Annotated in this window: 24 protein-coding genes; 12 read left to right on the top strand and 12 right to left on the bottom strand. The window is 69.8% G+C overall.

Features of this window, described 5'->3' with window-relative positions; genetic code table 11:
* The first annotated feature begins 65 nt into the window (after positions 1-65).
* Positions 66-542 carry a MarR family winged helix-turn-helix transcriptional regulator gene (locus H4W31_RS30940; RefSeq protein ID WP_318783501.1) on the top strand — a complete coding sequence of 159 codons (477 nt, stop codon included), beginning with the start codon at positions 66-68 and terminating at the stop codon, positions 540-542.
* Positions 543-640: 98 nt separating this feature from the next.
* Here H4W31_RS30940 and H4W31_RS30935 read toward each other — a convergent pair whose 3' ends face one another.
* The 5 genes from H4W31_RS30935 to H4W31_RS30915 form a co-directional block, all read right to left on the bottom strand.
* A complete protein-coding gene (locus H4W31_RS30935) occupies positions 641-1,243 on the bottom strand; it encodes a hypothetical protein (RefSeq protein ID WP_192769852.1) in 603 nt (200 codons plus the stop codon).
* Between the two features lie 66 nt (positions 1,244-1,309).
* A complete protein-coding gene (locus tag H4W31_RS30930) occupies positions 1,310-1,855 on the bottom strand; it encodes a DUF6286 domain-containing protein (protein ID WP_192769851.1) in 546 nt (181 codons plus the stop codon).
* Position 1,856: 1 nt separating this feature from the next.
* Positions 1,857-2,336, bottom strand: coding sequence for a hypothetical protein (locus tag H4W31_RS30925; RefSeq protein WP_192769850.1), 480 nt, complete (start codon positions 2,334-2,336; stop codon positions 1,857-1,859).
* A complete protein-coding gene (locus H4W31_RS30920; RefSeq protein WP_225945763.1) occupies positions 2,333-2,827 on the bottom strand; it encodes an Asp23/Gls24 family envelope stress response protein in 495 nt (164 codons plus the stop codon). Before H4W31_RS30920 ends, H4W31_RS30925 begins: the two co-directional genes overlap by 4 nt.
* Positions 2,828-2,885: 58 nt before the next feature.
* Entirely contained in the window at positions 2,886-3,074 is a 189-nt protein-coding gene (locus tag H4W31_RS30915) for a hypothetical protein (protein WP_192769849.1), read from the bottom strand.
* A 137-nt stretch (positions 3,075-3,211) separates the two neighbouring features.
* Between H4W31_RS30915 and H4W31_RS30910 the strand changes: the two genes are divergently transcribed.
* Positions 3,212-3,808, top strand: a complete 597-nt coding sequence (locus H4W31_RS30910; protein WP_192769848.1) for an MBL fold metallo-hydrolase — start codon at positions 3,212-3,214, stop codon at positions 3,806-3,808.
* Positions 3,809-3,812: 4 nt separating this feature from the next.
* Here the strand turns inward: H4W31_RS30910 and H4W31_RS30905 are convergent, their stop codons facing one another.
* On the bottom strand, positions 3,813-5,210 hold the full coding sequence (locus tag H4W31_RS30905; protein ID WP_192772524.1) for an MFS transporter: 1,398 nt from the start codon (positions 5,208-5,210) through the stop codon (positions 3,813-3,815).
* 429 nt (positions 5,211-5,639) lie between these two features.
* On the bottom strand, positions 5,640-5,876 hold the full coding sequence (locus tag H4W31_RS30900; protein WP_192769847.1) for a hypothetical protein: 237 nt from the start codon (positions 5,874-5,876) through the stop codon (positions 5,640-5,642).
* A 150-nt stretch (positions 5,877-6,026) separates the two neighbouring features.
* Here H4W31_RS30900 and H4W31_RS30895 point away from each other — a divergent pair, with 150 nt between their 5' ends.
* Together H4W31_RS30895 and H4W31_RS30890 are read left to right on the top strand one after the other, a co-directional pair.
* Positions 6,027-7,139: a geranylgeranyl reductase family protein gene (locus H4W31_RS30895; protein WP_318783500.1), complete on the top strand. Its 1,113-nt coding sequence runs from the start codon at positions 6,027-6,029 to the stop codon at positions 7,137-7,139.
* A 362-nt stretch (positions 7,140-7,501) separates the two neighbouring features.
* On the top strand, positions 7,502-8,185 hold the full coding sequence (locus tag H4W31_RS30890) for a hypothetical protein (protein WP_318783499.1): 684 nt from the start codon (positions 7,502-7,504) through the stop codon (positions 8,183-8,185).
* An 84-nt stretch (positions 8,186-8,269) separates the two neighbouring features.
* Here the strand turns inward: H4W31_RS30890 and H4W31_RS30885 are convergent, their stop codons facing one another.
* The 3 genes from H4W31_RS30885 to H4W31_RS30875 are packed head-to-tail and all read right to left on the bottom strand — an operon-like array spanning position 8,270 to position 11,814.
* The gene (locus H4W31_RS30885; RefSeq protein WP_192769846.1) at positions 8,270-10,561 is read right to left on the bottom strand and encodes a heavy metal translocating P-type ATPase; all 2,292 of its coding nucleotides are present in this window, start codon (positions 10,559-10,561) and stop codon (positions 8,270-8,272) included.
* Between the two features lie 13 nt (positions 10,562-10,574).
* Entirely contained in the window at positions 10,575-11,570 is a 996-nt protein-coding gene (locus H4W31_RS30880; protein WP_192769845.1) for a hypothetical protein, read from the bottom strand.
* A 34-nt stretch (positions 11,571-11,604) separates the two neighbouring features.
* Entirely contained in the window at positions 11,605-11,814 is a 210-nt protein-coding gene (locus tag H4W31_RS30875) for a heavy-metal-associated domain-containing protein (RefSeq protein WP_192769844.1), read from the bottom strand.
* Positions 11,815-12,010: 196 nt separating this feature from the next.
* Between H4W31_RS30875 and H4W31_RS30870 the strand changes: the two genes are divergently transcribed.
* Positions 12,011-12,319, top strand: a complete 309-nt coding sequence (locus H4W31_RS30870) for a metal-sensitive transcriptional regulator (protein WP_192769843.1) — start codon at positions 12,011-12,013, stop codon at positions 12,317-12,319.
* 87 nt (positions 12,320-12,406) lie between these two features.
* Here H4W31_RS30870 and H4W31_RS30865 read toward each other — a convergent pair whose 3' ends face one another.
* Complete coding sequence (locus tag H4W31_RS30865) at positions 12,407-13,168, bottom strand: TetR/AcrR family transcriptional regulator (RefSeq protein ID WP_192769842.1); 762 nt, start codon at positions 13,166-13,168, stop codon at positions 12,407-12,409.
* Positions 13,169-13,343: 175 nt separating this feature from the next.
* On the bottom strand, positions 13,344-13,913 hold the full coding sequence (locus H4W31_RS30860; RefSeq protein ID WP_318783498.1) for a hypothetical protein: 570 nt from the start codon (positions 13,911-13,913) through the stop codon (positions 13,344-13,346).
* A gap of 488 nt (positions 13,914-14,401) precedes the next feature.
* Between H4W31_RS30860 and H4W31_RS30855 the strand changes: the two genes are divergently transcribed.
* The 7 genes from H4W31_RS30855 (at position 14,402) to H4W31_RS30825 (ending at position 21,813) form a co-directional block, all read left to right on the top strand.
* Complete coding sequence (locus H4W31_RS30855; RefSeq protein ID WP_192772520.1) at positions 14,402-15,118, top strand: hypothetical protein; 717 nt, start codon at positions 14,402-14,404, stop codon at positions 15,116-15,118.
* A gap of 119 nt (positions 15,119-15,237) precedes the next feature.
* Entirely contained in the window at positions 15,238-15,987 is a 750-nt protein-coding gene (locus tag H4W31_RS30850) for a GntR family transcriptional regulator (RefSeq protein WP_318783497.1), read from the top strand.
* 144 nt (positions 15,988-16,131) lie between these two features.
* Positions 16,132-18,108, top strand: coding sequence for an allophanate hydrolase (atzF, locus tag H4W31_RS30845; protein ID WP_225945762.1), 1,977 nt, complete (start codon positions 16,132-16,134; stop codon positions 18,106-18,108).
* A gap of 14 nt (positions 18,109-18,122) precedes the next feature.
* Positions 18,123-18,815: a biuret amidohydrolase gene (gene biuH / locus H4W31_RS30840; protein ID WP_318783496.1), complete on the top strand. Its 693-nt coding sequence runs from the start codon at positions 18,123-18,125 to the stop codon at positions 18,813-18,815.
* A 42-nt stretch (positions 18,816-18,857) separates the two neighbouring features.
* Entirely contained in the window at positions 18,858-19,676 is an 819-nt protein-coding gene (locus tag H4W31_RS30835) for a cysteine hydrolase family protein (protein WP_192769841.1), read from the top strand.
* 18 nt (positions 19,677-19,694) lie between these two features.
* Entirely contained in the window at positions 19,695-21,431 is a 1,737-nt protein-coding gene (locus H4W31_RS30830; RefSeq protein WP_192769840.1) for a regulator, read from the top strand.
* Positions 21,421-21,813: an AtzH-like domain-containing protein gene (locus H4W31_RS30825; protein WP_192769839.1), complete on the top strand. Its 393-nt coding sequence runs from the start codon at positions 21,421-21,423 to the stop codon at positions 21,811-21,813. The genes H4W31_RS30830 and H4W31_RS30825 overlap by 11 nt, the downstream gene beginning before the upstream one ends.
* Positions 21,814-21,848: the final 35 nt, after the last annotated feature.

Genomic DNA, 21,848 nt, shown 5'->3' with positions numbered 1-21,848 from the left:
GAGTCAAGTTGCTTTACTTGCTGAGATGAGTAAAGCGACTTGACTCGGCCGTGTCAAGATGGGCCGTGACCACAGACCATGACCCCCTCGCCGGTACCGAACTCACCTTCCTGCTCGGCCTGGGATTCCAACTGGTGCTCGCGGAGTTCGTCCGGCGGGTCGCCGAGGCCGGCTATCCGGACCTGCGCCCGGTGCACGGCCTGGCCTTCCAGGTGCTGCGCGGTCCCGGTGTCACCAGCAGCGAGTTGGCCGACCGGCTCGGGGTGACCAAGCAGGCCGCCGGTCAACTCGTCGACGACCTGGAGCGGCGCGGCTACGTACGACGGCAGGCGCATCCGGAGGGCGGGCGGCGGCGGCTGGTCGTACTGACCGAACGGGCGACCGAGCACCTGGCGGTGGCGGGTCGGGTACTGCACGCCCTGGAGGCCGAGCTCGCTGCCGGGATCGGTGCCGAAGACCTGGCCACGCTGCGTGCCGAGCTGACCCGGCTGGTCCGGCACCTGGCCGGCGACTCGCCGCCGCCACTGCGTCCGGTGTGGTGACCGAGGGCGCAGCGGGGAGCTTGGTCCCGCCGCCGGGAAAGGATCGCTGCTGCACCTGATGGTCGGCCTGATCCGGCCCGACCGGGGCGAGGTACGGGTCAGTGCACCCGGACCGGGTTGGCGGTGTCGATCCTGGCGGTCACCTCGAGCCGGCTCGGCGCCAGACCGGAGGTGTCCCGGAACCGGTCGACCGCCGCCGAGACGTGCTCCCGGACCACGGCCATCCCGGCCCGGGAACTGAGTTGCAACTCGATCCAGAGTTCCGGTCGGGGCACCGTACCGGCCAGCCTGACCGAGGCCTTGCGGACCAGTGGATCCCGGGTGAGATCACGTTCCAGGCCACGGACCAGGCGGGCCCCACGGATCCGGGTCGCCCCGGGCAGCATCGGCTGCCCGTCCGGGGGACTCTCTCGGACGGCCCGCAGATCGAGGTCGCCCATCGCGGGGTAGCGGCGGGTCCGGAACTGCCGTCCGAGCATGTCGAAGCCGAGCCAGGCGAAGACCAGGCCGAGTACGCCGAGGATGACCAGTCCCCACGGGTTGAGGCTCCGCCACAGGTCGAGCAGACCCGACCAGAGCAGTGGCGTCTTCTCGTCGACGCCGGCGAGGTGCCCCAGGCTGGCGATCAACCCGACCACGCCGATGGCGGTCAGCACGATGCCGATCACCGTCCAGAGCACCCGCAGCGCACCGTTCGTCATGCCGTCACCCCGCGTCGTCGCATCGCCCGCACACGCGGCCGTTCCGATTTCCTACTCCGGGCCGACTCATGCCCGGACCCCCGGATCGGCGGGCCGGGTACCCGGCCGGACCATCTCCACCCCGACATGGTCGTCCGCCGAGGCCCCGAGCCGCGCCAACTCGCGCCGGATCGCCTTCTCCACCTCGGAGCGGGACGAGTCCGCTCCGACCGCCCGGATCCGGGTCCGCCAGCCGATCCCATCCCGTCGGACCCGGGCGTTCGTCGACGCCACCCCGGGCACCCCGTCCGCCGCCATCGCCAGGTGTCGTTCGACCGAGCGGCGCTGGAGATGCCAGCCGTCGGCCAGCCGGCTCGGCAACCGGTCAGGCTTCCAACGCAGCAGCTGTCCGGAAAGGATCAGCAGTCCGAGTACCCCCAGCCCGATGATGACGGTCCGGACCCAGGCGTTCTCCAGCCGTACGCTGGTGAGCGTCTGGTACCAGCCGGTGCGGTCCACGACCAGCGACGGCCGGTTCAACGCGACCGTGACCACCTCGGCGATCAGCAGTAGGCCGCCTCCGAGCAGCGCCAGTGCCAGCAGCAGGGTGGCCAGCCGGTTGACCAGACGCACGTCAGTTCCCCACCGTGGCGGTGGCCGGCACCGGCAGGTCGATGTCGTCGACGACCACCTCCACCGGCGAACGTCGACCGAACCTGCCCAGTACGTCCCGGACCGCGTCCCGGATCTGCTCCGCCACCGGCGCGATCGGCACGGGGCCGATCTCGACGTGCACCTCGATCGGCTCACCGAGCCGGATGCCGGTGATCTTGCCGCCGGGGAAGTGGGTGGCCACCTCGACGCCGGTGCCCGGGGTCAGCCGGGTCACGCCGGGAACCGCGAGTACCGCCGTGCGAATCTCCGCCGCCACCGTCGCCGGATCGGCCCGCTGCGCCTGCTCGGTCGCATTCCCGGACGTCGGCGATGCCGTGGCCGTGGCCGCCGTTGGGCCGCTGCTCCGCGTCGCGTCGCTGGTCGTCGCCGTCGCGCCCGGGCCGGTCGTTTCCGCGCGGTCGCCCCTCGCCGTCGTGCCCGGCCCCGCCCGCCCGCTCATCGCGCCTGCTGCTGACGGTTGTCGTTGTCCTGGTCGCCTTCGACGAAGACATCGTCGACGTTGATGTTCACCTCGATGACCTTCAGTCCGGTCATCGCCTGGACCCGGTCGACGACGTTGCGGCGTACCGCGTCGGAGATGTCGACGATGCTCTGGCCGTACCAGGTGACGATGTCCAGGTCGATGGCGGTCTCGCGCTCGCCGACCTCGACCGAGACGCCCTGGCCGATGGTCTCGGAGGCCCCGGGGACGAGGCCACGTAGCTGGCCGACCCGCCGGGCGAGTCCGGCACCCATCGAGTGGACGCCCGGAATCTCCCGTGCGGCGAATCCGGCGATCTTGGCGACCACGCCCTCGGCGATTCTCGTCTTTCCGGCATCCGTGCTCAGCTGGGCCCGGGCAGGCTCTCCGCCGTCGGACCGGGCCATCCGGCTCGGCGACCTCGTCTTCTCGCGGTTGTCGTCTCTGGTGGCGGTGCTGGTATCAGCCATTTCCTGCCCCCATCTGCTGCTGCCTCCTCGGTCGGTCCGACGCGGCGTTCGACAGCGCTCACCGCCGTCGGGACGCGGTGGCTCGATCGGCCAGGCCGGCAACGGTGATGTCGCCGTCGATCACCCGTACGGCGAGCCACCCGACCAGGCCGGCGAGCACGGTGCCCGCAGCCGCGCCGAAGCCGGCGATGGCCCAGACCGCCGCGATGAGGAACCCGATGACAAAGCCGAACTGTTGGCGGGACATGCGTCCTCCCGGTGAGCGTGCGGCAGGTCGGCACTGGCTTACACGCTGGGACAGAAGTCGAACCCCGGCAGCCCAAGCTTCTGTGTGATCTGTGCCACACGTCGGCCCGGTCGGGTCGGGCCGGGTAACTTCGCCGGATGCGTCTTCTCAAGTACACGCACGCCTGCGTCCGGCTGGAACAGGACGGGGCCGTCCTGGTGATCGACCCCGGAGTCTGGAGCGAGCCGAGCGCCTTGCGCGGAGCCGACGCCGTACTGGTCACGCACGAGCACATCGACCACATCGACGTACTGCGGCTGGCCGGCTTGAATGTCCCGGTCTACGCCCCCGCCGGAGCGGACCTCCCGGATCTCGCCCACGTACCGGTCACGCCGGGCCAGGAATTCGCCGCCGCCGGTTTCCGGGTACGCGCGCTCGGCGGGCGGCACGCCGTGATCTACGGAGGGCAGCCGGACTGCGCCAACCTCGGGTATCTGGTCGAGGAGCGGGTCTACCATCCCGGCGACTCGTTGCACCGGCCGGAGGTGCCGGTCGAGACGCTGCTCGTACCGGTGCAGGGGTCGTGGCTGAAGACCGACGAGGCGATCGACTTCGTCCGCGCCGTCGCACCTGAGCGTGCGTACGGCATCCACGACGCCCAACTCAACGAGCGCGGACTGCGCAGCGTGCACGGGTGGCTCGCCGAGCGGTGCGGCCACGACTACCGCTGGCTCGGGCCGGGCGAGGCGGCCTGACGGGTCAACCGGTCCCGCCCGGTCCCGCCGGACTGCCTCGTTGCTCGGTCCGACTGTCGACAATCGCGGCGACCAGCGCGACCAGCACGAATCCGATGGTCACCAGGAGCGAGTCCCGGAAGGCCCGCGACCAGCCGTTGTGGGTGGAGGCGAGGGTGGTGAAGAAGATGGCGCCGACGCCGGCGATCCCGGCGGCCGCGCCGATCCGTTGACCGGTCTGGAGCATTCCGGCGGCGCTGCCGGCCTGGGCGACCGGCACCTCGGAGAGTGCGAGGTTCTGGTTGGGGGTGATGACCAGGCCGCTGCCGAGCCCGGCGACCAGCAGCGGCAGGGCGGTGGCCCACGGAGCCCCGTGCCCGGGTACGTAGTGCAGGGCGAGTACCACGCAGGCCAGTCCGAATGCGACGGTGGCCAGACCGATGGCGACCAGCGGCCGGCCGAACCGGTTGACGATCCGGCCGCCGAGCGTCGCGGTGATCGCCGAGCCGACCGCGAACGGAGTGATCGCGATTCCGGCCTCCAGCGCGGTGTAGCGCAGGCCGCTCTGCAGGTAGATCGTGAAGAGGAAGAAGATGGCGACGAAGCCGGCGAAGTAGAGCAGCCCGATCAGGGTGCCGAGCGAGTACGAGCGGAGTCGGAACAGGGCGAGGTCGAACAGCGGCTCGCGGTGCCGGCGGTACCGGAGTTCCCAGCCGACGAAGCCGAGCAGCACCAGCAGACCGGCGGGGATCAGCAACCACTTGAGCCACCCCTGCCACTGTTGCCGCTGCACCAGCGGTAGCAGCAGCAGTACGACGCCAACGCCGAGCAGGAGTACGCCGACCGGGTCGAGACCCTGCCGTTCGGCCCGCCGTGGGGGATGGGTCGGGAGCACCCGCCAGGCGGCGATCATCGTGAGGATCCCCACCGGGACGTTGACGAAGAAGACCAACCGCCAACCGTTGTGCTCACCACCGAGCTGGATCAGCACCCCACCGAGCAGTGGACCGACCCCGGTGGAGATGCCGATGGTGGCCCCGAGCAGCCCGAACGGGCGCCCTCGGGCGGCGCCCTGGTAGAGCTGCTGAATCAGCCCGATCACCTGCGGATTTACCAGGCCGGCGGCGGCGCCCTGGAGCAGTCGGGCGACGATCAGCCAGGTCGGTGACGGGGCCAGGCCCGCGCCCGCACTGGTCAGGGTGAAGAGTCCGAGGCCGATGATGAAGACGTTGCGCCGTCCCCGGATGTCGCCGAACCGGCCGGCGGGTACCAGGATCAGACCGAAGGTCAACGCGTACCCGGACAGGATCCACTGCAGGTCGCTCGGTGTGGCGTGGATGGCCTCGTCGATCGACGGGATCGCGACGTTCACGATGCTCACGTCGAGCAGGGTCATGAACGCGGCGACCAGGCCGACCGCCATCGCCTGCTTTCGGCGTCGATCGCTGACCCGGCTGCTCGGATCCGCGGACCTGGCCGGGTTGGCCGTCGGGTCGGCCGGGCGGGATCGTTCACCACGCTCCGGTCGACTGCCGTCTGGCACGCTCAATCGGGCCTCGCTGACTGTGCCGTGTCTGGGTCGTGCGCTGCCGGACACCGCGACCGGGGATGCCCCGGCCGGCCACCGACCCACCGGACGCGACCGTTCTACGGTCCGTTCGATGGTCGCGGTGCCGTCGGCACGCTCCGGCCGCCGGTGCTCGCCCGTCGGCGTCGTCGCGGATGGACGCCGCAAACAGCGTTTACAGCGGACACAATACCCCAAATCACACCGATACCCGCTCGGCGTGCTGGGCGTGGTCGGCATTTCCACCCGCCTACGCGGACGGCTGCGCCGGCGCCTCCTCCGGGCTCAGCCGAGGTGCTGCGAGCACCACCTCGGGCCGAAGTCCAGACCCTCCAGCGGAGAGTCCTCGCGGTGCAGCAGGTTCTTCTCCCCGAGTACGTGCAGCGGCGTCGTCAACTGCTCGGGGGGTAGTCCCACCTCCTCCGCGATGGCCTCCGGGAACGGCACCTGTCCCCGGGCCTCCAGCGTGGTGACCGCCTGGTACACCCGCTGCTCGATGTCGCTCAGATGTAGCTGTTGCATCGTGACCTCCTCGCCCGAGCACAGCGCGTCGGGCAGTTCGCGAGGCCGCGATTACCCAACGAACCGGCGATGATGCCTGCCGGAACCCAACCGGTCGTTCGCGGTGTCCCGTCCCCGGAGGCGACCGGACCGTCCCCTAGGCTGCTACGCGTGACTTGGGACGTGGCCGTGATCGGCGCCGGGCCGGCCGGGCTTTCCGCCGCGTACGCCGCCGCGCGGGCGGGCGCACGGACTGTCGTACTGGAGAAGGCCGAGCATCCGCGCTACAAGACCTGCGGCGGCGGCCTGATCGGTACCTCCCTGGCAGCCGCGGCGGCCCGGATCGACGTACCCGCCGACGACCAGGTGGACCGGGTGACGTTCACCGCGGACGGCCGGCGACCTTTCACCCGTCGGCACGGGCCGGGGCATCTGCTGACGATGGTGCGGCGCGAGGAGTTCGACGACCGGCTCCGGGCGGCCGCGGTCGAGGCCGGCGCCGAGATCCGGCAACGGGTCGCGGTCCGCGGTGTCGAGCAGAGCCCCGAGCAGGTACGGGTCAGGCTGGCCGACGGCTCCGAACTGCTCGCGGGGGTGGCTATCGGGGCCGACGGCTCCGCCGGAGTGACCGCTCGCCAGGTAGGGGTCGAGTACTGCCAGGTCGACCTCGGTCTGGAGTTGGAGATCCCGGCCCCGGCCGAGGTCGCACAACGGTGGCGGGGCAGGTTGCTGCTGGACTGGGGCCCGCTGCCCGGGTCGTACGCCTGGGTCTTTCCGAAGGGCGACCGGCTCACCGTCGGCGTGATCGCGGCGCGGGGCGAGGGGGAGCGGACCCGGCGCTATCTGCGGAACTTCGTCGACCGGCTGGGGCTCGGTGGACTGGAGCCGGTCCACGATTCGGGCCACCTGACCCGATGCCGCAGCACCGACTCTCCGCTGCGCCGGGGTCGGATCCTGGTCGCAGGGGACGCCGCCGGCCTGCTGGAACCCTGGACCAGGGAGGGCATCAGTTTCGCGCTCCGCTCCGGCACGCTCGCCGGCACCGCCGCGGCAAGCGGCGACCTCGACGGGTACGTCGATTCGGTGCACCAGCAACTCGTGCCGTCGATGCGCGCCGGCCACCAGATCCTCACCGCGTTCTCCCGGCATCCGGGCGTCTTCCACACGATGCTGGCCACTCCGCCCGGCTGGCGGATGTTCGCGTCCTTCTGCCGGGGCGAGACGACGTTCGACCGGACGCTGGACCGACGTCGGGTACGGGCGGCACTGGCCCTGTTGAGCTGACACACCCTTGGACGGACCACCCGAGCCGATCTGGTGCCTGAGTCGGCCGATCGTCCCCGGCGTCCGATTCGTTTCATGATCAAGTCTGTGGCCCGGAATGTTGGCCGGGGGTCGGTCGTTACATTACCCGTACGACCGAGTACCGCAGCCTGTGAGCTGGGCTGTTGGGTGGCGGGCCGGGAATGATCCTGGGCCCCCGGTCGTTACATATGGTGTTCGGTTGAGTAGCCCCCCAGTTATTCGCCGGGCAAAGTCTTGGTCCCTGGAGGCGGGCGCGTGTTCGCTTCGGGACAGGATCACGTTTCACTGGCACCCCGGTTTTCCCCCGTGGGGTGTTCATCCCCGAGTGGAAGGTAACCATCGTGAACACGACTTTGTTCAGCCGATGGCTCCCGGCCGTCGAGCAGACTTCGATTGTTCGTAAGAGTGTGTTGGGTCTTGCTGGTTTGGCGTTTGTCGGTGGCGCGGTCGCCGGTCCCGCGGTGGCGGCTCAGGCCGCCCCGGAGCACAACAAGCCGGTGTCGGTGTCGCAGTCGGTGCTGGCCGACAAGGACCACAAGGACCACAAGTCCGACAAGGACAAGAACAAGGGTAAGCCGTCGCGGGACAGGCTGGTTCCGCGTGGTGTGCAGGGTGAGCAGTCGTCGATCCCGCTCTCGGGCGAGCAGTCCGGGAACGTGAAGGCGATCGTGAAGGCTACGAAGAAGGCTGGTCTGGACGAGCGTGCCGCCGTGATCGCGGTCGGAACCTCGTTGCAGGAGTCGAAGTTGGAGAACCTGGGTCACCTCGGTGACCGTAACGACCACGACTCGCTGGGCCTGTTCCAGCAGCGGCCGTCTTCGGGTTGGGGTTCGCCGGATCAGATCACCGATCCGGAGTACTCGACGATCGCGTTCCTCAAGGGTCTGAAGCAGGTTGATGGTTGGCATGATCTGCCGTTGACCGTGGCGGCGCAGAAGGTGCAGGTCTCGGCGTACCCGGACGCGTACGCCAAGTGGGAGAACCAGGCCGCTGACCTCGTCGCCAACGCCTGGAACAACAGCTAAACAACGAAGACATGTCACACCACCGCTGGCCGGGTCCCCACCCACGGGGACCCGGCCAGCGGCGTCTTGCACGCCGTGCCGCTGCTACGGCTCCGCGCGGAGTTCGCGCCCGACCATCTGCGGCTTGAACCCTCGCAACCGCAGCGAGTTGCCGACGACGAACACCGACGAGAACGCCATCGCGGCGCCGGCGATCATCGGGTTGAGCATTCCGGTGGCGGCCAGCGGCAGCGCGGCGATGTTGTAGGCGAAGGCCCAGAACAGGTTGCCCTTGATCACGCGAAGCGTGCTCCGGGACAGCCGGATCGCGTCGACGGCGGCGGTCAGGTCACCGCGTACCAGGGTCAGGTCCGAGGCTTCGATGGCGACATCGGTGCCGGTCCCCATCGCCAGGCCGAGGTCGGCCTGGGCGAGCGCGGCCGCGTCGTTGACCCCGTCGCCGACCATTGCCACGACCTTGCCCTCGGCCTGTAGCCGCTTGACGACATCGACCTTCTCCACCGGCAGCACCTCGGCGATCACCTCGTCGATGCCGACCTCGGCGGCGACGGATCGGGCGACGGTGCCGTTGTCGCCGGTGAGCAGGATCGGGGTGAGGCCGAGTCGCCGCAGCCCGACGATGGCGTCACGACTCGTCGGCTTGATCGTGTCGGCCACCACCAGGGCTCCCCGGACCTGGCCATCCCAACCGGCCAGCACGACCGTACGGCCGGCCGCCTCGGCGGTCGCGGCGGCGCTGCCCAGTGCGGCGGGTAGGTCGAGGCCCTGCTCGGTGAGCAGCCGGGTCCGTCCGACGCTGACCGTGCGGCCGTCAACCTTGCCGGTCACCCCGAGCCCTTCGACGTTGGCGAACTCGGTGACCTCGGGATGTGCGCCGGTCCGCTCCAGCGCGGCGGTCGCGATGGCCCGGCCGATCGGATGCTCCGAGGCGTTCTCCAGGGCGCCGGCCAGCCGCAGCAGCTCGTCGACGTCGGCACCCTCGGCCGGGATGACATCGGTGAGGGACATCCGTCCGGTCGTGACCGTGCCGGTCTTGTCAAGTACCACCGTGTCGACCCGGCGGGTCGATTCCAGCATCTCGGGGCCCTTGATCAGGATGCCGAGCTGGGCGCCTCGGCCGGTGCCCACCAGCAGAGCCGTGGGCGTCGCGAGCCCGAGCGCACACGGGCAGGCGATGATGAGTACCGCCACCGCGGCGGTGAACGCCGCCGTGACCCCGTCCCCGGAACCGAGCCAGAACCCCAGCGTCGCGACGGCCAGAGCGATCACGATCGGTACGAACACTCCGGAGATCCGGTCCGCGAGGCGCTGAACCTGTGCCTTGCCGGTCTGTGCCTGCTCGACCAGGGTCGCCATCTGAGCCAGTTGGGTTTCCGCGCCGACCCGGGTTGCCCGTACCACGAGACGGCCACCGGCGTTGACCGTCGCGCCCACCACCGCGTCGCCGGGGCCGACCTCGACCGGCACCGATTCTCCGGTGAGCATGCTGGCGTCGACGGCCGACGAACCGTCCTCGACCACGCCGTCGGTGGCGATCTTCTCGCCCGGTCGTACGACGAACCGGTCGCCGACGGTGAGCTGGTCGACGGGGATCCGCCCCTCGACACCGTCGCGGAGGACGGTCACCTCCCTGGCGCCGAGTTCCAGCAGGGCCCGCAGCGCGGCGCCGGCGCGGCGCTTGGCCCGGGCCTCGAAGTACCGGCCGAGGAGGATGAACAGGGTCACCCCGGCGGCGGCTTCGAGATAGATGTTGCCGGCGCCGTCACTGGGTCCGATGTCGAAGCTGAACGGGTGGGTCATGCCGGGGGTGCCGGCGGTACCGAAGAACAACGCCCACAGCGACCAGCCGAACGCGGCGATCGTACCGAGCGACACCAGGGTGTCCATGGTCGCCGCGCCGTGCCGCAGGTTGACCCAGGCGGCCCGGTGGAAGGGCAGCCCGCCGTAGACGACGACCGGGGCGGCGAGGGTGAGCGAGAGCCACTGCCAGTTGGTGAACTGCCACGCCGGCACCATCGCCAGGACGATCACCGGCACGGTCAGCACCAACGACACCCATACCCGGGTACGCAGGCCGCGCAGCTCGTCGACCGGCGCGGCCGAGCCCTGTCCGGTGTCGTCGGCCGGCCGAGGAGGCGGTGGCAGTGTCGCGGTGTAGCCGGTCTTCTCCACCGTCGCGATGAGTTCGTCCGGCGTACGGGTGTCGTCGAAGGCGACGGTGGCCTTCTCGGTGGCGTAGTTGACCGTGGCGGTCACGCCGTCGAGTCGGTTGAGTTTCTTCTCGATCCGCGAGGCGCAGGAGGCGCAGGTCATTCCTCCGATCGCCAGCTCGATCCGGTTCGGCGCCATGGGTAGTCGCTTGGCGACCGGTGCCATCACTGCCTCCTGCTCAGTTGTGTCCGTGGCCGGACTCGTCAGTCCCGTTCCCGGCCGTCGGATCGGGATGGTCGGGTGTGCCGCTCGGCCGGTCGGGCGCACCGCTCGGCGAGCCGGGGGTAGCGCTCGGCGAACCGGCGGACTCGTCGGTGGCGGTCAGGGTGAACTCGGCGGTGCGGACCGTGCCGGCGTGCTGGAAGTCGAGGTACAGCCGGTAGGCGCCGGCCGAGGGAACCTCGGCGAAGAAGGTTATCCCCGGACCCGCCGGTGTCTTTCCGTCGCCGGGTGCACCGTCGGGGTGCACGTGCAGGTACGCCAGGTCGCCGTCGCGGAGCGCGACGAGGTGGCCGTACGCCCCGAGGTAGGGCTGAAGGTCGGTGACGGCGCTACCGTCTCGGCTCACGGTCAGGGTCAACCGGTTGCTCTGCCCGGGGCGGAGGCTGCCGTCGAGGCGGACGTCGTACCCGTCGACCTTCGTGGTCGGTGCGGGTGCGGGCAGCGGTCGGGGCTGGTAGTCCCCGGGAACGGAGACGTCGATCCCGAGCGTCAGCGCGTCCCCGCCGATGGGCTTGAAGTCCGCGAACGCGCGCCAACTGCCGGGGTCGGTGAGCGGGGCGGCGACCCGCCAGGTGCCGTCCGGATCCATCACGGGATGTACGTGCCGGAACCCCGACAGGTCCCGCCGGGCGACGATCAGATGCATCCGCTTGTCGTGCTCGACGTCGTACCCCGTCACCGGTCGTTTGTCGGGCCCGATCACCTGGAACGCGAACTCTGTGGCATCGGTCGGTACGAGGGTGAGGGTGTAGCCCCGGTCGGAGACGAGCAGTCCGCCCGGCAGTCGGGGTTGGCCAGCCGGATCGGAGATCTCGTCGTGGCCGGCGGAGTGGGAGGGGTCGGAATCGGTGGCGGTACGTACGGGACCGGTCAACTGGCCGGTCCCGTACGCCGCACCGAACACTGTCGCGAGGGCGAGCGCGAAGACGCCCAGCTTCGCCGAGGTGTTCATCGTGGTACCTGCATTTCCGTGAGATCGAGCGTGGTCAGGAAGTGACAACCTCGTAGCCGGCCTCGTCCACCGCGTTGCGCAGGACCTGCACGTCGAGCGGCTCAGCGCTGCTGACGGTGACCTGACCGGAGGCCAGGTCGACGGTCACCTCGCTGACGCCGGGAATCGCGCGGACCTCGGTGCTGACGGCGTCGACACAGTGGCTGCACGTCATGCCCTTGACCTGGTACTTCTCCGTGATCATCTGCTCTCTCCCTTCCATCACACCCGAGCATATACCCTAGGGGGGTATCCGCCGGGCGTGAGTGTGCCGGACTGCGGCGCGCGCCGGAGGGGTGCGCCGACTGCCGGTACGACGGTCGCCATATACGGGTACCCGGTGGGGGTATCCATGCGAAGGACCGTAGCATACCCCTGGGGGGTTAGCTATGCTTGGGGACATGACAACCCCAGCGGACACTCCGACGCCGACGCGTGGCTACACCGCCAGCAAGGATCAGTTGCTCGCGCGGCTACGACGCGTCGAGGGGCAGGTCCGGGGTATCGAGCGGATGGTCGAGGACGACCGCTACTGCATCGACGTACTGACGCAGATCTCCGCGATCCAGGCGGCGCTGGACAAGGTCGCGCTCGGCCTGCTCGACGGGCACGCCCGGCACTGCATGCACGAGGGTGCCGCCGAGGGACGGGCCGACGAGATGGCCTCCGAGATGATGGCCGCCGTCGGACGTCTGATGAAGCGCGGCTAACCCGGCTCTCAAGGAACCCGGGGACCTCGCCGGGCCGGCCGGCGACCACGACATCTTCCTCGCCCTGGTCGCCGCCGAACCAGGGGTCTACGTCGGCAGAGCGCTACCCGGCGAACCGCCGAGGTGGTCGAGCCGGCTCTCCAGGCCGTCCAGAACCCGCTGGAGTCCGTAGTCGAAGTTGGCGTCGCGGATGACCCGGGGGTCTCTGTCGCGATGCGCGGCGTAGCCCTCGCTCAGCCGTGGGTGGTCCTTGACGGCCTGCTCGGCGGCGGGTCGTAGGCTCTCTGCCCACTCCTGCTCGGTCTGGCCGCTGCGCGCGAGCATGGACAGGTACGCGGCTTCGCTCGTCGTCATTCCGATGACGTACGCGATGAGGGTGTTCATGGCCTGGTCGGCTTCCTCGAGGTCGAAGCCGGCCACCTCGAACAGGGCGAGCATGCCTTCGGACACCCGGCTCAGGTTCGGCCCGAGGGAGGCGAGCCCGACCTGGCCGAGTACGGCGGCGACCCAGGGGTGCCGCAGGGTCATCGACCGCACGTCATGGGCGCTGCGGGCGGCGACTTCGCGCCAGTGCGCCGGATCGGTCACGTCCGGTACTTCCAGTTCGCCGTAGACCTCGTCCACGACCAGCTCGATCAGCTCGTCCTTCGTGGCGACGTGCCGGTAGAGCGAGGTGGCCCCGGCGCCCAGCCGGTTGCCGAGGCTGCGCATGCTCAGGGCATCGATGCCGTCGACGTCGAGCAGGTGGACGGCCTCGGAGACGATCCGTTCCTGGCTCAGCGCCGGCTGCTCTCGCTGTCGGCGCTGACGGGTCCACACCGATGGCACCGGCTTCTGGTCGGCGGGCATCCGGCCTCCTCATTTCTTGTCCCCCAGCCTAGCGGACGACGTTCGACATTGCGTACGACTATGCGCTATGCGTACAGCGTTCGCAAGTTGGCTGGGCGAGGTCTGGGTCCCGGCGCTCGGCGGTGGAAGGCTTTGCGGGAGGCCGATGGCCGGGACCGCGTACCCGTAGGCGAGGTCAGGGCTCGGTACCCCGGTCGGGCCGGCCCGGCGGCGTCGGGGTGGTGAACAGGTCGACCTGTTCACCCGGCTCGGCGGTCTGTCCAAGGGTGTGTGACGGTGCGGGCCGATCGGTGGCGGAAGCTTTCGAGTACCGCCTTCCGGTGCCATCCGGGCCGGACCGGGAGGTGACCCTGAAGGTCACCATGGTGACCGGTGCCGGCGGCGGTTCGAACCGCCGATCGCTCCAGCGGAGCCAGACGGGGATCCGGCCGGCCGCCGCCTCCAACAGGAGCTTGTCGATGGAGCGTTGCCGGTCGGAATGGTCGACCTCGATCACGACGGGCGCGCCGGCAGTCCGGGCGCAGCCGATGTCCACTATGGAGTGCTTGTGGGTGTAGGGCGGCGGGAGGGGCATGACGCTGGCGGCTCGGCGGTACACCCGCCAACCCTGGGCCATCGCCCAGGCCGCCACCGAGTCGATCAGCAGCGCGGTGACCTCGTCGCTCGTCTGGTCGGTGAAGGTCAGCCGATCCAACCAGCCGTCCAGCGCGGCGCCGATCCGCGTACCCTCCTCGGCATCGTCCACGCGACTGACGTTACCGCTCCACTCCGCGGCTCGGACGACCAGCGTGCCCGGCTGGCTTGGCGGGAGTTCCCGCCATCCGCACGTGGGTCATCGGGCCGGGGACGGCGACGACGAGTATCGGGGCACGGGTTCTGCCGCGCTGTAGGGCCGACCGGGTCGCGCGGGTCCGATTGTCCCCGGTGTCCGGTTCGATTCATGATCAAGTTTGTGGCTTGGAATGTTGGTGGGGGGCCGGTCGTTACATTACCCGTACGACCGAGTACCACGGTCTGTGGGCTGGGCTGTTGGATGGTGGGCCGGGAATGATCCTGGGCCCCCGGTCGTTACATATGGTGTTCGGTTGAGTAGCCCCCCGGTACTTCCCGGACAAGTCTTGGTCCCTGGAGGCGCGTGTTCGCCTCGGGACGGAATCACGTACCACTGGCACCCCGGATTTCCCCCGTGGGGTGTTCATCCCCGAGTGGAAGGTAACCATCGTGAACACGACTCTGTTCAGCCGATGGCTCCCGGCCGTCGAGCAGACTTCGATTGTTCGTAAGAGTGTGTTGGGTCTTGCTGGTTTGGCGTTTGTCGGTGGCGCGGTCGCCGGTCCCGCGGTGGCGGCTCAGGCCGCTCCGGAGCACAACAGGCCGGTGTCGGTGTCGCAGTCGGTGCTGGCCGACAAGGACCACAAGGGCGACAAGGACAAGAACAACGACAAGGATAAGAACAACGACAAGGATAAGAACAACGACAAGGATAAGAACAAGGGTAAGCCGTCGCGGGACAGGCTGGTTCCGCGTGGTGTGCAGGGTGAGCAGTCGTCGATTCCGCTCTCGGGTGAGCAGTCCGGGAACGTGAAGGCGATCGTGAAGGCTACGAAGAAGGCTGGTCTGGACGAGCGTGCCGCCGTGATCGCGGTCGGAACGTCGTTACAGGAGTCGAAGTTGGAGAACCTGGGTCACCTGGGTGACCGTAACGACCACGACTCGCTGGGCCTGTTCCAGCAGCGGCCGTCTTCGGGTTGGGGTTCGCCGGATCAGATCACCGATCCGGAGTACTCGACGATCGCGTTCCTCAAGGGTCTGAAGCAGGTTGATGGTTGGCATGATCTGCCGTTGACCGTGGCGGCGCAGAAGGTGCAGGTCTCGGCGTACCCGGACGCGTACGCCAAGTGGGAGAACCAGGCCGCCGACCTCGTCGCCAACGCCTGGAACAACAGCTAAACAACGAAGACGCTTGGATAGCACCGCTGGCCGGGTCCCCACCCACGGGGACCCGGCCAGCGGCGTCCTGTGCGCCGCCCGCAACCGTGCCAGCCGGGGCGGATGGCAGACTCTTCGGCGTGACCGAGCCAACCGAGCGGACTGTCAGAATCAGCGACACTGCCGCTCGTGGCCTGCCGGCGCAGCGCGGGTGGGGGTCGTACCGGAACAGCGCGGAACCGTCGACGGACGGTGAGTTGGAGAGTGCCAGCCTCGTCGAGTTGGCAGTGCTCCGGCTCAGCCGCGAGATCCTCGGCGGCAAGACGGATCCGGGGGAGCGGCTGGTCGAGGAGCAACTGACCCGGCGACTCGGCATCAGCCGGGCTCCGCTCCGGGAGGCGCTTCGGCTGCTCGCCCAGCAGGGCCTGGTCGAACACGTGCCACGGCGCGGAGTTCGGGTCGCCACCCTCTCCGAGCGGGACATGCTCGAGCTGTACGCGGTGCGCGACGTGCTGGAGCGGTACGCCGTCGAGGCAGCCCTGCCGGTGGGCTCGGAAAGCGACCTGGTCGGACTCCGGGCGGCGCTCGACCAGATGCGGGAGGCTACCCGGTCCGGCGATCGGCTGGCCGTGGCGGAGGCCCACCGAGGTTTCCACCTGGAACTGGTGGCCCTCGCGGGCAACCGGCAGCTCTCCGCCGTCTACGGCTCGATTCTGTTGAAGCTTCAGCTCTACATGGCGCTCAACCTGCATCGGGAGGCGGAGACGGCGACGGCAACGGACGGCGTACACCGACACGAGCGACTCTTCGCGGCGGTGGCGGACGGCGACCCGCAGACGGTGCTCGCCGAGTTGGCCGCACACGGCGGCCGGTCCTATCTGAGCCGCTGATCGAATGAACCTGGTCCGGCCCCGCTCCGCGCCGGCCCCACGTCGGCGTGACTTCGTCCACCGTTCCCGCCGCCCGCCAGGTGTGACACATCGTCGTTACCTGACTGACGATCCGTCGAAACAGAACGGTCGACAATCGTTTGTATGCCAGAACCGATCGGCACCGCAGCGGCCCTCCGGTCCGCGTACTCGGCCGGAGAGCTGACCACGCTGGATGTTGCCGATCGGGTCCTCACCGCGCTCGGGGACCGGACCGGGAACCCGATCTGGATCAGCACCGTACCGGCCGCACAGCTGCGGGCCCGCGCGGCCGAGCTGTACGACCGCCGGGACGAGATGGCTGCCCTGCCGCTCTACGGAGTGCCGTTCGCGGTGAAGGACAACATCGACCTGGCCGGTCTGCCGACCACCGCCGGCTGCCCGGAGTTCGCGTACCGACCGGACCGGACCGCCGGCGTACTGACCCGGCTGCTCGATGCCGGGGCGATGCTCGTCGGTAAGACCAACCTCGACCAGTTCGCCACCGGGCTCACCGGAACCCGCTCGCCGTACGGAACCTGTGAGAGTGTCTTCGGCGGCGGCCTGATCGCCGGTGGGTCGAGTTCGGGCTCGGCTGTAGCGGTGGCCACCGGCCTGGTGTCCTTCACGCTGGGTACGGACACGGCCGGGTCCGGGCGGGTGCCGGCGGCCTGCAACGGAATCGTCGGCATGAAGCCGAGCCGGGGACTGCTGAGCGTGGCCGGGGTCGTGCCGGCCTGCCGATCGCTCGACTGCGTATCCATCTTCACCCACACTCCGGACGACGCCGACACGGTGTTCCGGGTCGCGTGCGGCGTCGACCCGGACGATCCGTGGGCACGGCCGCTACCTGCGGATCGGAGTGTCGCGCGCCCACCCGGGACACTCCGGCTCGGCCTGCCCCGGGCCGAGGACCTGGACTTCTTCGGCGACCTGGGCCAGCGCGACCGGTTCACCGTCGGACAGGACCGGGTCGCCGCGCTGGTGGGCGAGACCGAACCGGTCGGCCTTCGTCCGCTGTTCGAGGCCGGTGACCTGCTGTACCAGGGCCCGTGGGTGGCAGAGCGCCTGGCCGACCTCGACGACTTCCTGCGGCGCCGACCGGAGGCCGTACTTCCGGTGACCCGGAAGGTGCTGGAGGCTGGACGCCGTTACGACGCCGCGCAGGTCTTCCGGGCCCGGCACCGCCTCCAGGAGCTACGCGCGTGGGCGGACCGGCTGTGGCGGCGGATCGACGTACTGGTGGTGCCGACGGTGGGTACCACCTTCACGATCGAGGAGATCGACGAGGATCCGATCGGCCGCAACACGATGCTCGGCCGTTACACCCAGTTCGCCAACCTGCTCGACCTGGCTGCGGTGACCGTACCCAACGGGTTCACCGAAGCGGGCCGGCCGGCCAGCCTGACCCTGGTCGGTCCGGCGTTCAGCGACATCACCCTGATCCAGCTCGCCGCCGCGCTGACCGTCGGACCCACCGTGTCCGGGCCGGCGGTGGCAGAGCCGACCCTGTCCAGTCCCACCCCGTCCGGGCCGAGCGTGCCCGGGCCCACCCTGTCCGGGCCGAGCCTGTCCGGGCCCGGCCTGCGCGGGCCGAGCGTGCCCGGGCCGACCCCGGCAGCGCGGACCGCCGCCGGTGGCAGCGCTGCCACCGTCGCCGGGTCCTCCGACGCGTTCGGCGACGACTGGATGCTGCTCGCGGTGGTCGGCCGGCACCTGAGCGGTGAGTCCCGCAACGCGGAACTGATCGAACGCGACGCGATCCTCGCCGGAGTCGGTCGAACCGCACCGCTGTACCGCCTCTACCGGCTGCCCTCCGAGGATGGCGTCGGCCTACCGACTCTGGTCCGGGTCGGTCCCGCCGACGGCGCAGCAATCGAGATCGAACTCTGGCGCCTGCCGGTCGGCGCGATCGGTGGGCTGCTCGCCGGAGTACCGGCGCCTCTGTCGCTCGGCTGGCTGCGCCTGCACGACGGCCGGGAGGTGCTCGGCTTCCTCGGTGAGGCGTACGCGGCCGATGACGAGGTGGAGGACATCACCGCCACCGGTGGGTGGCGCGCCTACCGGCAGGCCACGCGTACCGGTCGACCCAGTCCCGTCTGAAGGGAGCCGCCCCCGTGCCTCGCATCGGCCCCGTCAAAGCCGACCCCTACCTCTGGCCGTACGACGGTTCGGCACCCGCCGAACGTACCGCACTGCTCTGTATCGACTGGCAGACCGACTTCTGCGGTCCAGGTGGCTACGTCGACAGCATGGGTTACGACATCAGCCTCACCCGAGCCGGCCTGCCCGCCACCGCTCGACTTCTCAGTCGGGCCCGGGAGATCGGCATGCTGGTCGTGCACACCCGGGAGGGCCACGATCCCGAACTCTCCGATCTGCCGGCCAACAAGCGCTGGCGGTCGGCCCGGATCGGCGCCGAGATCGGCGCGGCCGGCCCGTGCGGGCGGATTCTGGTCCGGGGCGAGCCCGGCTGGGAGATCGTGCCCGAGGTGGCTCCGGCGGCCGGCGAGGTAGTCGTCGACAAGCCCGGCAAGGGCGCCTTCTACGCCACCAACCTGGACCTGGTGCTGCGTACCCGGGGCATCACCCATCTGATTCTCACCGGCATCACCACCGATGTCTGCGTACACACCACGATGCGGGAGGCGAACGATCGGGGCTACGAGTGCCTGATCCTCGCCGACTGTACCGGCGCGACCGACCCGGACAACCACGCCGCCGCCCTGCACATGGTGACGATGCAGGGTGGGGTCTTCGGCTGCGTCAGCACCTCCGACGACGTTCTCGCCGCGATCACCGACGACTGACCGCCGTTGTCGCGACGGATCCCTTACCCCTGAGGATCTTCCATGCCTACCGTCGACGCGCGTCCCGATCCGTACACCTTCGAACTGTCCACGACCGCGCTGCTGGTCATCGACATGCAGCGCGACTTCCTCGAACCCGGCGGGTTCGGGGAGAGCCTGGGCAACGACGTCGCCCAGTTGCGCCGGACCATCGCGCCGCTCACGGCGCTGCTCGCCGCGGCCCGGGAGACCGGGCTGCCGGTCATCCACACCCGGGAGGGGCACCTACCCGACCTCTCCGACTGCCCGCCGGCCAAGCGAGACCGGGGCGCACCGAGTGCCCGGATCGGCGACCCCGGACCGAACGGCCGGATCCTGATCCGTGGCGAGTACGGCCACGACATCATCGACGAACTCGCGCCGACCGACGGCGAGCCGGTCATCGACAAGCCGGGCAAGGGCGCCTTCTACGCCACCGGCCTGGACGCGATGCTCACCGAACGCGGGATAACGAGCCTACTGGTCACCGGCGTGACGACCGAGGTGTGCGTGCACACGACGGTCCGGGAGGCGAACGATCGCGGGTACGAGTGTCTGGTGCTCGCCGACTGCGTCGGATCGTACTTTCCCGAGTTCCAGCGGGTCGGTCTCGACATGATCTCCGCACAGGGCGGGATCTTCGGCTGGGTCGCCGACTCGACCGAGGTGATCACCGAGTTGACCACGGCGTGGTCGCCGGCCGCCTCTGCGGCGTCCTCCGTCGTCGCTTCCGCGCCGTCTTCCACCGTCGCGACTCCGCCCGGCTCCGATCCGTCCGCGACCAGTTCGTCCCAGCCGGCCGCAGTCGCGGCAACGGCCACGTCCGTGTTGCAACCCTCCTGACCGGAAAGGGTGCCAGCCATGGTGAAGACGACCGAGCGCACCGCCGCGAATCTCCCGCTCTGGGTGCGCGGCGACACCAACGCCTTCTTCGGTTTCGGGGTCAACGTCCTGGTCAACGTGCTGACGCTGACCGCCCTCTGTCTAGGCGTCGTCAGGCTCTCCTCCGGCGACGTGTTCGGCACCATTCTGCCGGCGCTGGGCATCGCCCTGGTCGCCGGCAACATCTACTACACGGTGCTGGCCCGGCGGCTGGCCCGCCGGGAGAACCGTACCGACGTCACCGCGCTGCCGTACGGGCCCAGTGTGCCGCACATGTTCATCGTGATCTTCGTGATCATGCTGCCGATCTATCTGCGTACCCAGGACGCGCGGCAGGCCTGGCAGGCCGGGGTGGCCTGGGCGTTCATCATCGGCGTCATCGTGCTGATCGGCGCGTTCGTCGGCCCGTACATCCGCCGGTACGCCCCTCGGGCGGCACTGCTCGGCACCCTGGCCGGAATCTCCATCACCTTCATCTCGATGAACCCGGCCGGTCAGATGTGGCGGATGGCCTGGATCGCCCTTCCCGTACTGGCGTTGCTGCTGATCGGCCTGCTCACCGACGTACGACTGCCCGGCAACATTCCGATCGGGCTGGCCGCCCTGCTGCTCGGTACGGCGATCGGCTGGATCGGTGGGGCGATGTCGGTGCCGGACGTCTCGGCGGCGGCCGGGGACATCGCACTCGGGTTGCCGTCGTTGCAACTCGGGCTGCTGTTCGACGGGCTCGCCGAAATGGCGCCGCTGCTCGCCACCGCCATCCCGCTGGGCGTCTACAACTTCACCGAGGGCATGACCAACGTGGAGAGTGCGGCCACGGCCGGGGACAACTACAACCTGCGCAGCGTGCTGCTCGCGGACGGGGCCGGTGCGGTCATCGGTGCGGCACTCGGCTCGCCGTTTCCGCCGGCCGTCTACGTCGGCCATCCGGGCTGGAAGGCCGCCGGTGGTCGCAGTGGCTACTCGATGGCGACCGGGGTGGTCATCGCGGTGCTCTGTTTCCTCGGCATGTTCGGCCTGCTCGCCACGATCTTCCCGACCGCCGCGATCGTGCCGATCCTGCTCTACATCGGCCTGCTGATCGGGGCGCAGGCGTTCCAGGCGACGCCCCGGGTACACGCCGCAGCGGTGGTGGCGGCGCTGATTCCCAACATCGCCGCCTGGGCGACCGGGCAGATGGACAACGTGCTCGCCGCGGCCGGTACCAGCGCCGCCGAGGTGGGAAATTCGGCGCTGGCCGGTGCCGGTGTCGTCTACGACGGGCTGCTGGTACTCGGTCAGGGTGCGATCCTGGCGGGCCTGGTGCTCGGTGCGGTGGTGGTGTTCATCATCGACAAGCGGTTCACCCGGGCGGCGATCTTCGCGGCGGTCGGCTCGGCCCTTGCCTTCATCGGGCTCATCCACGGCGAACGGATCGAATGGAACGCCAACGGCCAGGTGGCGCTGGGGTACCTGTTCGTGGCGGTGATCTGCGGCCTGTTCGCACTGGCGAAGATCCCACCCCGCGAGCCGGAGCCCGAGGAACGGGAACTCGACCGCCAGCACGGCGGCCGGTCGTCGGCGGCTCCCGCGTCATCGCCGGATCCGGCGTCGTCGCCGGCTCCCGCGTCGGCGCCAGCTCTCGCGTCGGCGGACCCGGCGCTGCCGGTGCAACGAACGGCCGACCCGGAGTCGTCGGCGCCGGCCGGGGCGGAGGCGACGACCGGTGGACGTTGACCGGCCGGAGGTGGTCGCCGAGATCGGGGCCGAGTTCGCCGGCTACGAGGCGGCGCTGACGGCCGGCGACGTGGACGCGATCATCGGCTACTTCTGGGCTTCGGCCCGGACGGTCCGGTTCGGCGTCGCCGACCATCAGGTCGGGATCGAGGAGCAGCGGCGGTGGCGGTCGGAGCAGCCACCGCTGCCGCCCGGCCGGCGGCTGCACGGCACCGTGATCAGCACCTTCGGTGCCGACACGGCGGTGGTGAACACCTTCTTCGACTACCCCGACGGCAACGCCACCGGCCGGCAGACCCAGACCTGGGTACGCCTGCCAATCGGCTGGCGCATCGTCAGCGCCCATGTCTCCGAACCGGCCGGCGTGCCGGCAGAGCGTTAGGAAGGGCCCCTTCTTCTACAAGAAACGATAAGAAG

The sequence above is a fragment of the Plantactinospora soyae genome (assembly GCF_014874095.1).
Classification (GTDB): Bacteria; Actinomycetota; Actinomycetes; order Mycobacteriales; family Micromonosporaceae; genus Plantactinospora; species Plantactinospora soyae.
The sequence above is the reverse complement of the archived record's forward strand: the minus strand, read 5'-3'. Positions and strand labels throughout refer to the sequence as shown.

What these genes read in the sequence shown, in the direction of transcription:
- H4W31_RS30880 (WP_192769845.1), bottom strand. Translation starts at nt 11,570, where the DNA reads ATGAACACCTCGGCGAAGCTGGGCGTCTTCGCGCTCGCCCTCGCGACA.
- H4W31_RS30905 (WP_192772524.1), bottom strand. Translation starts at nt 5,210, where the DNA reads ATGGCGGTCGGCCTGGTCGCCGCGTTCATGACCCTGCTCGACGTGAGC.
- H4W31_RS30920 (WP_225945763.1), bottom strand. Translation starts at nt 2,827, where the DNA reads ATGGCTGATACCAGCACCGCCACCAGAGACGACAACCGCGAGAAGACG.
- H4W31_RS30875 (WP_192769844.1), bottom strand. Translation starts at nt 11,814, where the DNA reads ATGATCACGGAGAAGTACCAGGTCAAGGGCATGACGTGCAGCCACTGT.
- H4W31_RS30925 (WP_192769850.1), bottom strand. Translation starts at nt 2,336, where the DNA reads ATGAGCGGGCGGGCGGGGCCGGGCACGACGGCGAGGGGCGACCGCGCG.
- H4W31_RS30935 (WP_192769852.1), bottom strand. Translation starts at nt 1,243, where the DNA reads ATGACGAACGGTGCGCTGCGGGTGCTCTGGACGGTGATCGGCATCGTG.
- H4W31_RS30830 (WP_192769840.1), top strand. Translation starts at nt 19,695, where the DNA reads ATGGTGAAGACGACCGAGCGCACCGCCGCGAATCTCCCGCTCTGGGTG.
- H4W31_RS30915 (WP_192769849.1), bottom strand. Translation starts at nt 3,074, where the DNA reads ATGTCCCGCCAACAGTTCGGCTTTGTCATCGGGTTCCTCATCGCGGCG.
- H4W31_RS30835 (WP_192769841.1), top strand. Translation starts at nt 18,858, where the DNA reads ATGCCTACCGTCGACGCGCGTCCCGATCCGTACACCTTCGAACTGTCC.
- H4W31_RS30900 (WP_192769847.1), bottom strand. Translation starts at nt 5,876, where the DNA reads ATGCAACAGCTACATCTGAGCGACATCGAGCAGCGGGTGTACCAGGCG.
- H4W31_RS30885 (WP_192769846.1), bottom strand. Translation starts at nt 10,561, where the DNA reads ATGGCACCGGTCGCCAAGCGACTACCCATGGCGCCGAACCGGATCGAG.
- H4W31_RS30865 (WP_192769842.1), bottom strand. Translation starts at nt 13,168, where the DNA reads ATGCCCGCCGACCAGAAGCCGGTGCCATCGGTGTGGACCCGTCAGCGC.
- H4W31_RS30870 (WP_192769843.1), top strand. Translation starts at nt 12,011, where the DNA reads ATGACAACCCCAGCGGACACTCCGACGCCGACGCGTGGCTACACCGCC.
- H4W31_RS30910 (WP_192769848.1), top strand. Translation starts at nt 3,212, where the DNA reads ATGCGTCTTCTCAAGTACACGCACGCCTGCGTCCGGCTGGAACAGGAC.
- atzF (WP_225945762.1), top strand. Translation starts at nt 16,132, where the DNA reads ATGCCAGAACCGATCGGCACCGCAGCGGCCCTCCGGTCCGCGTACTCG.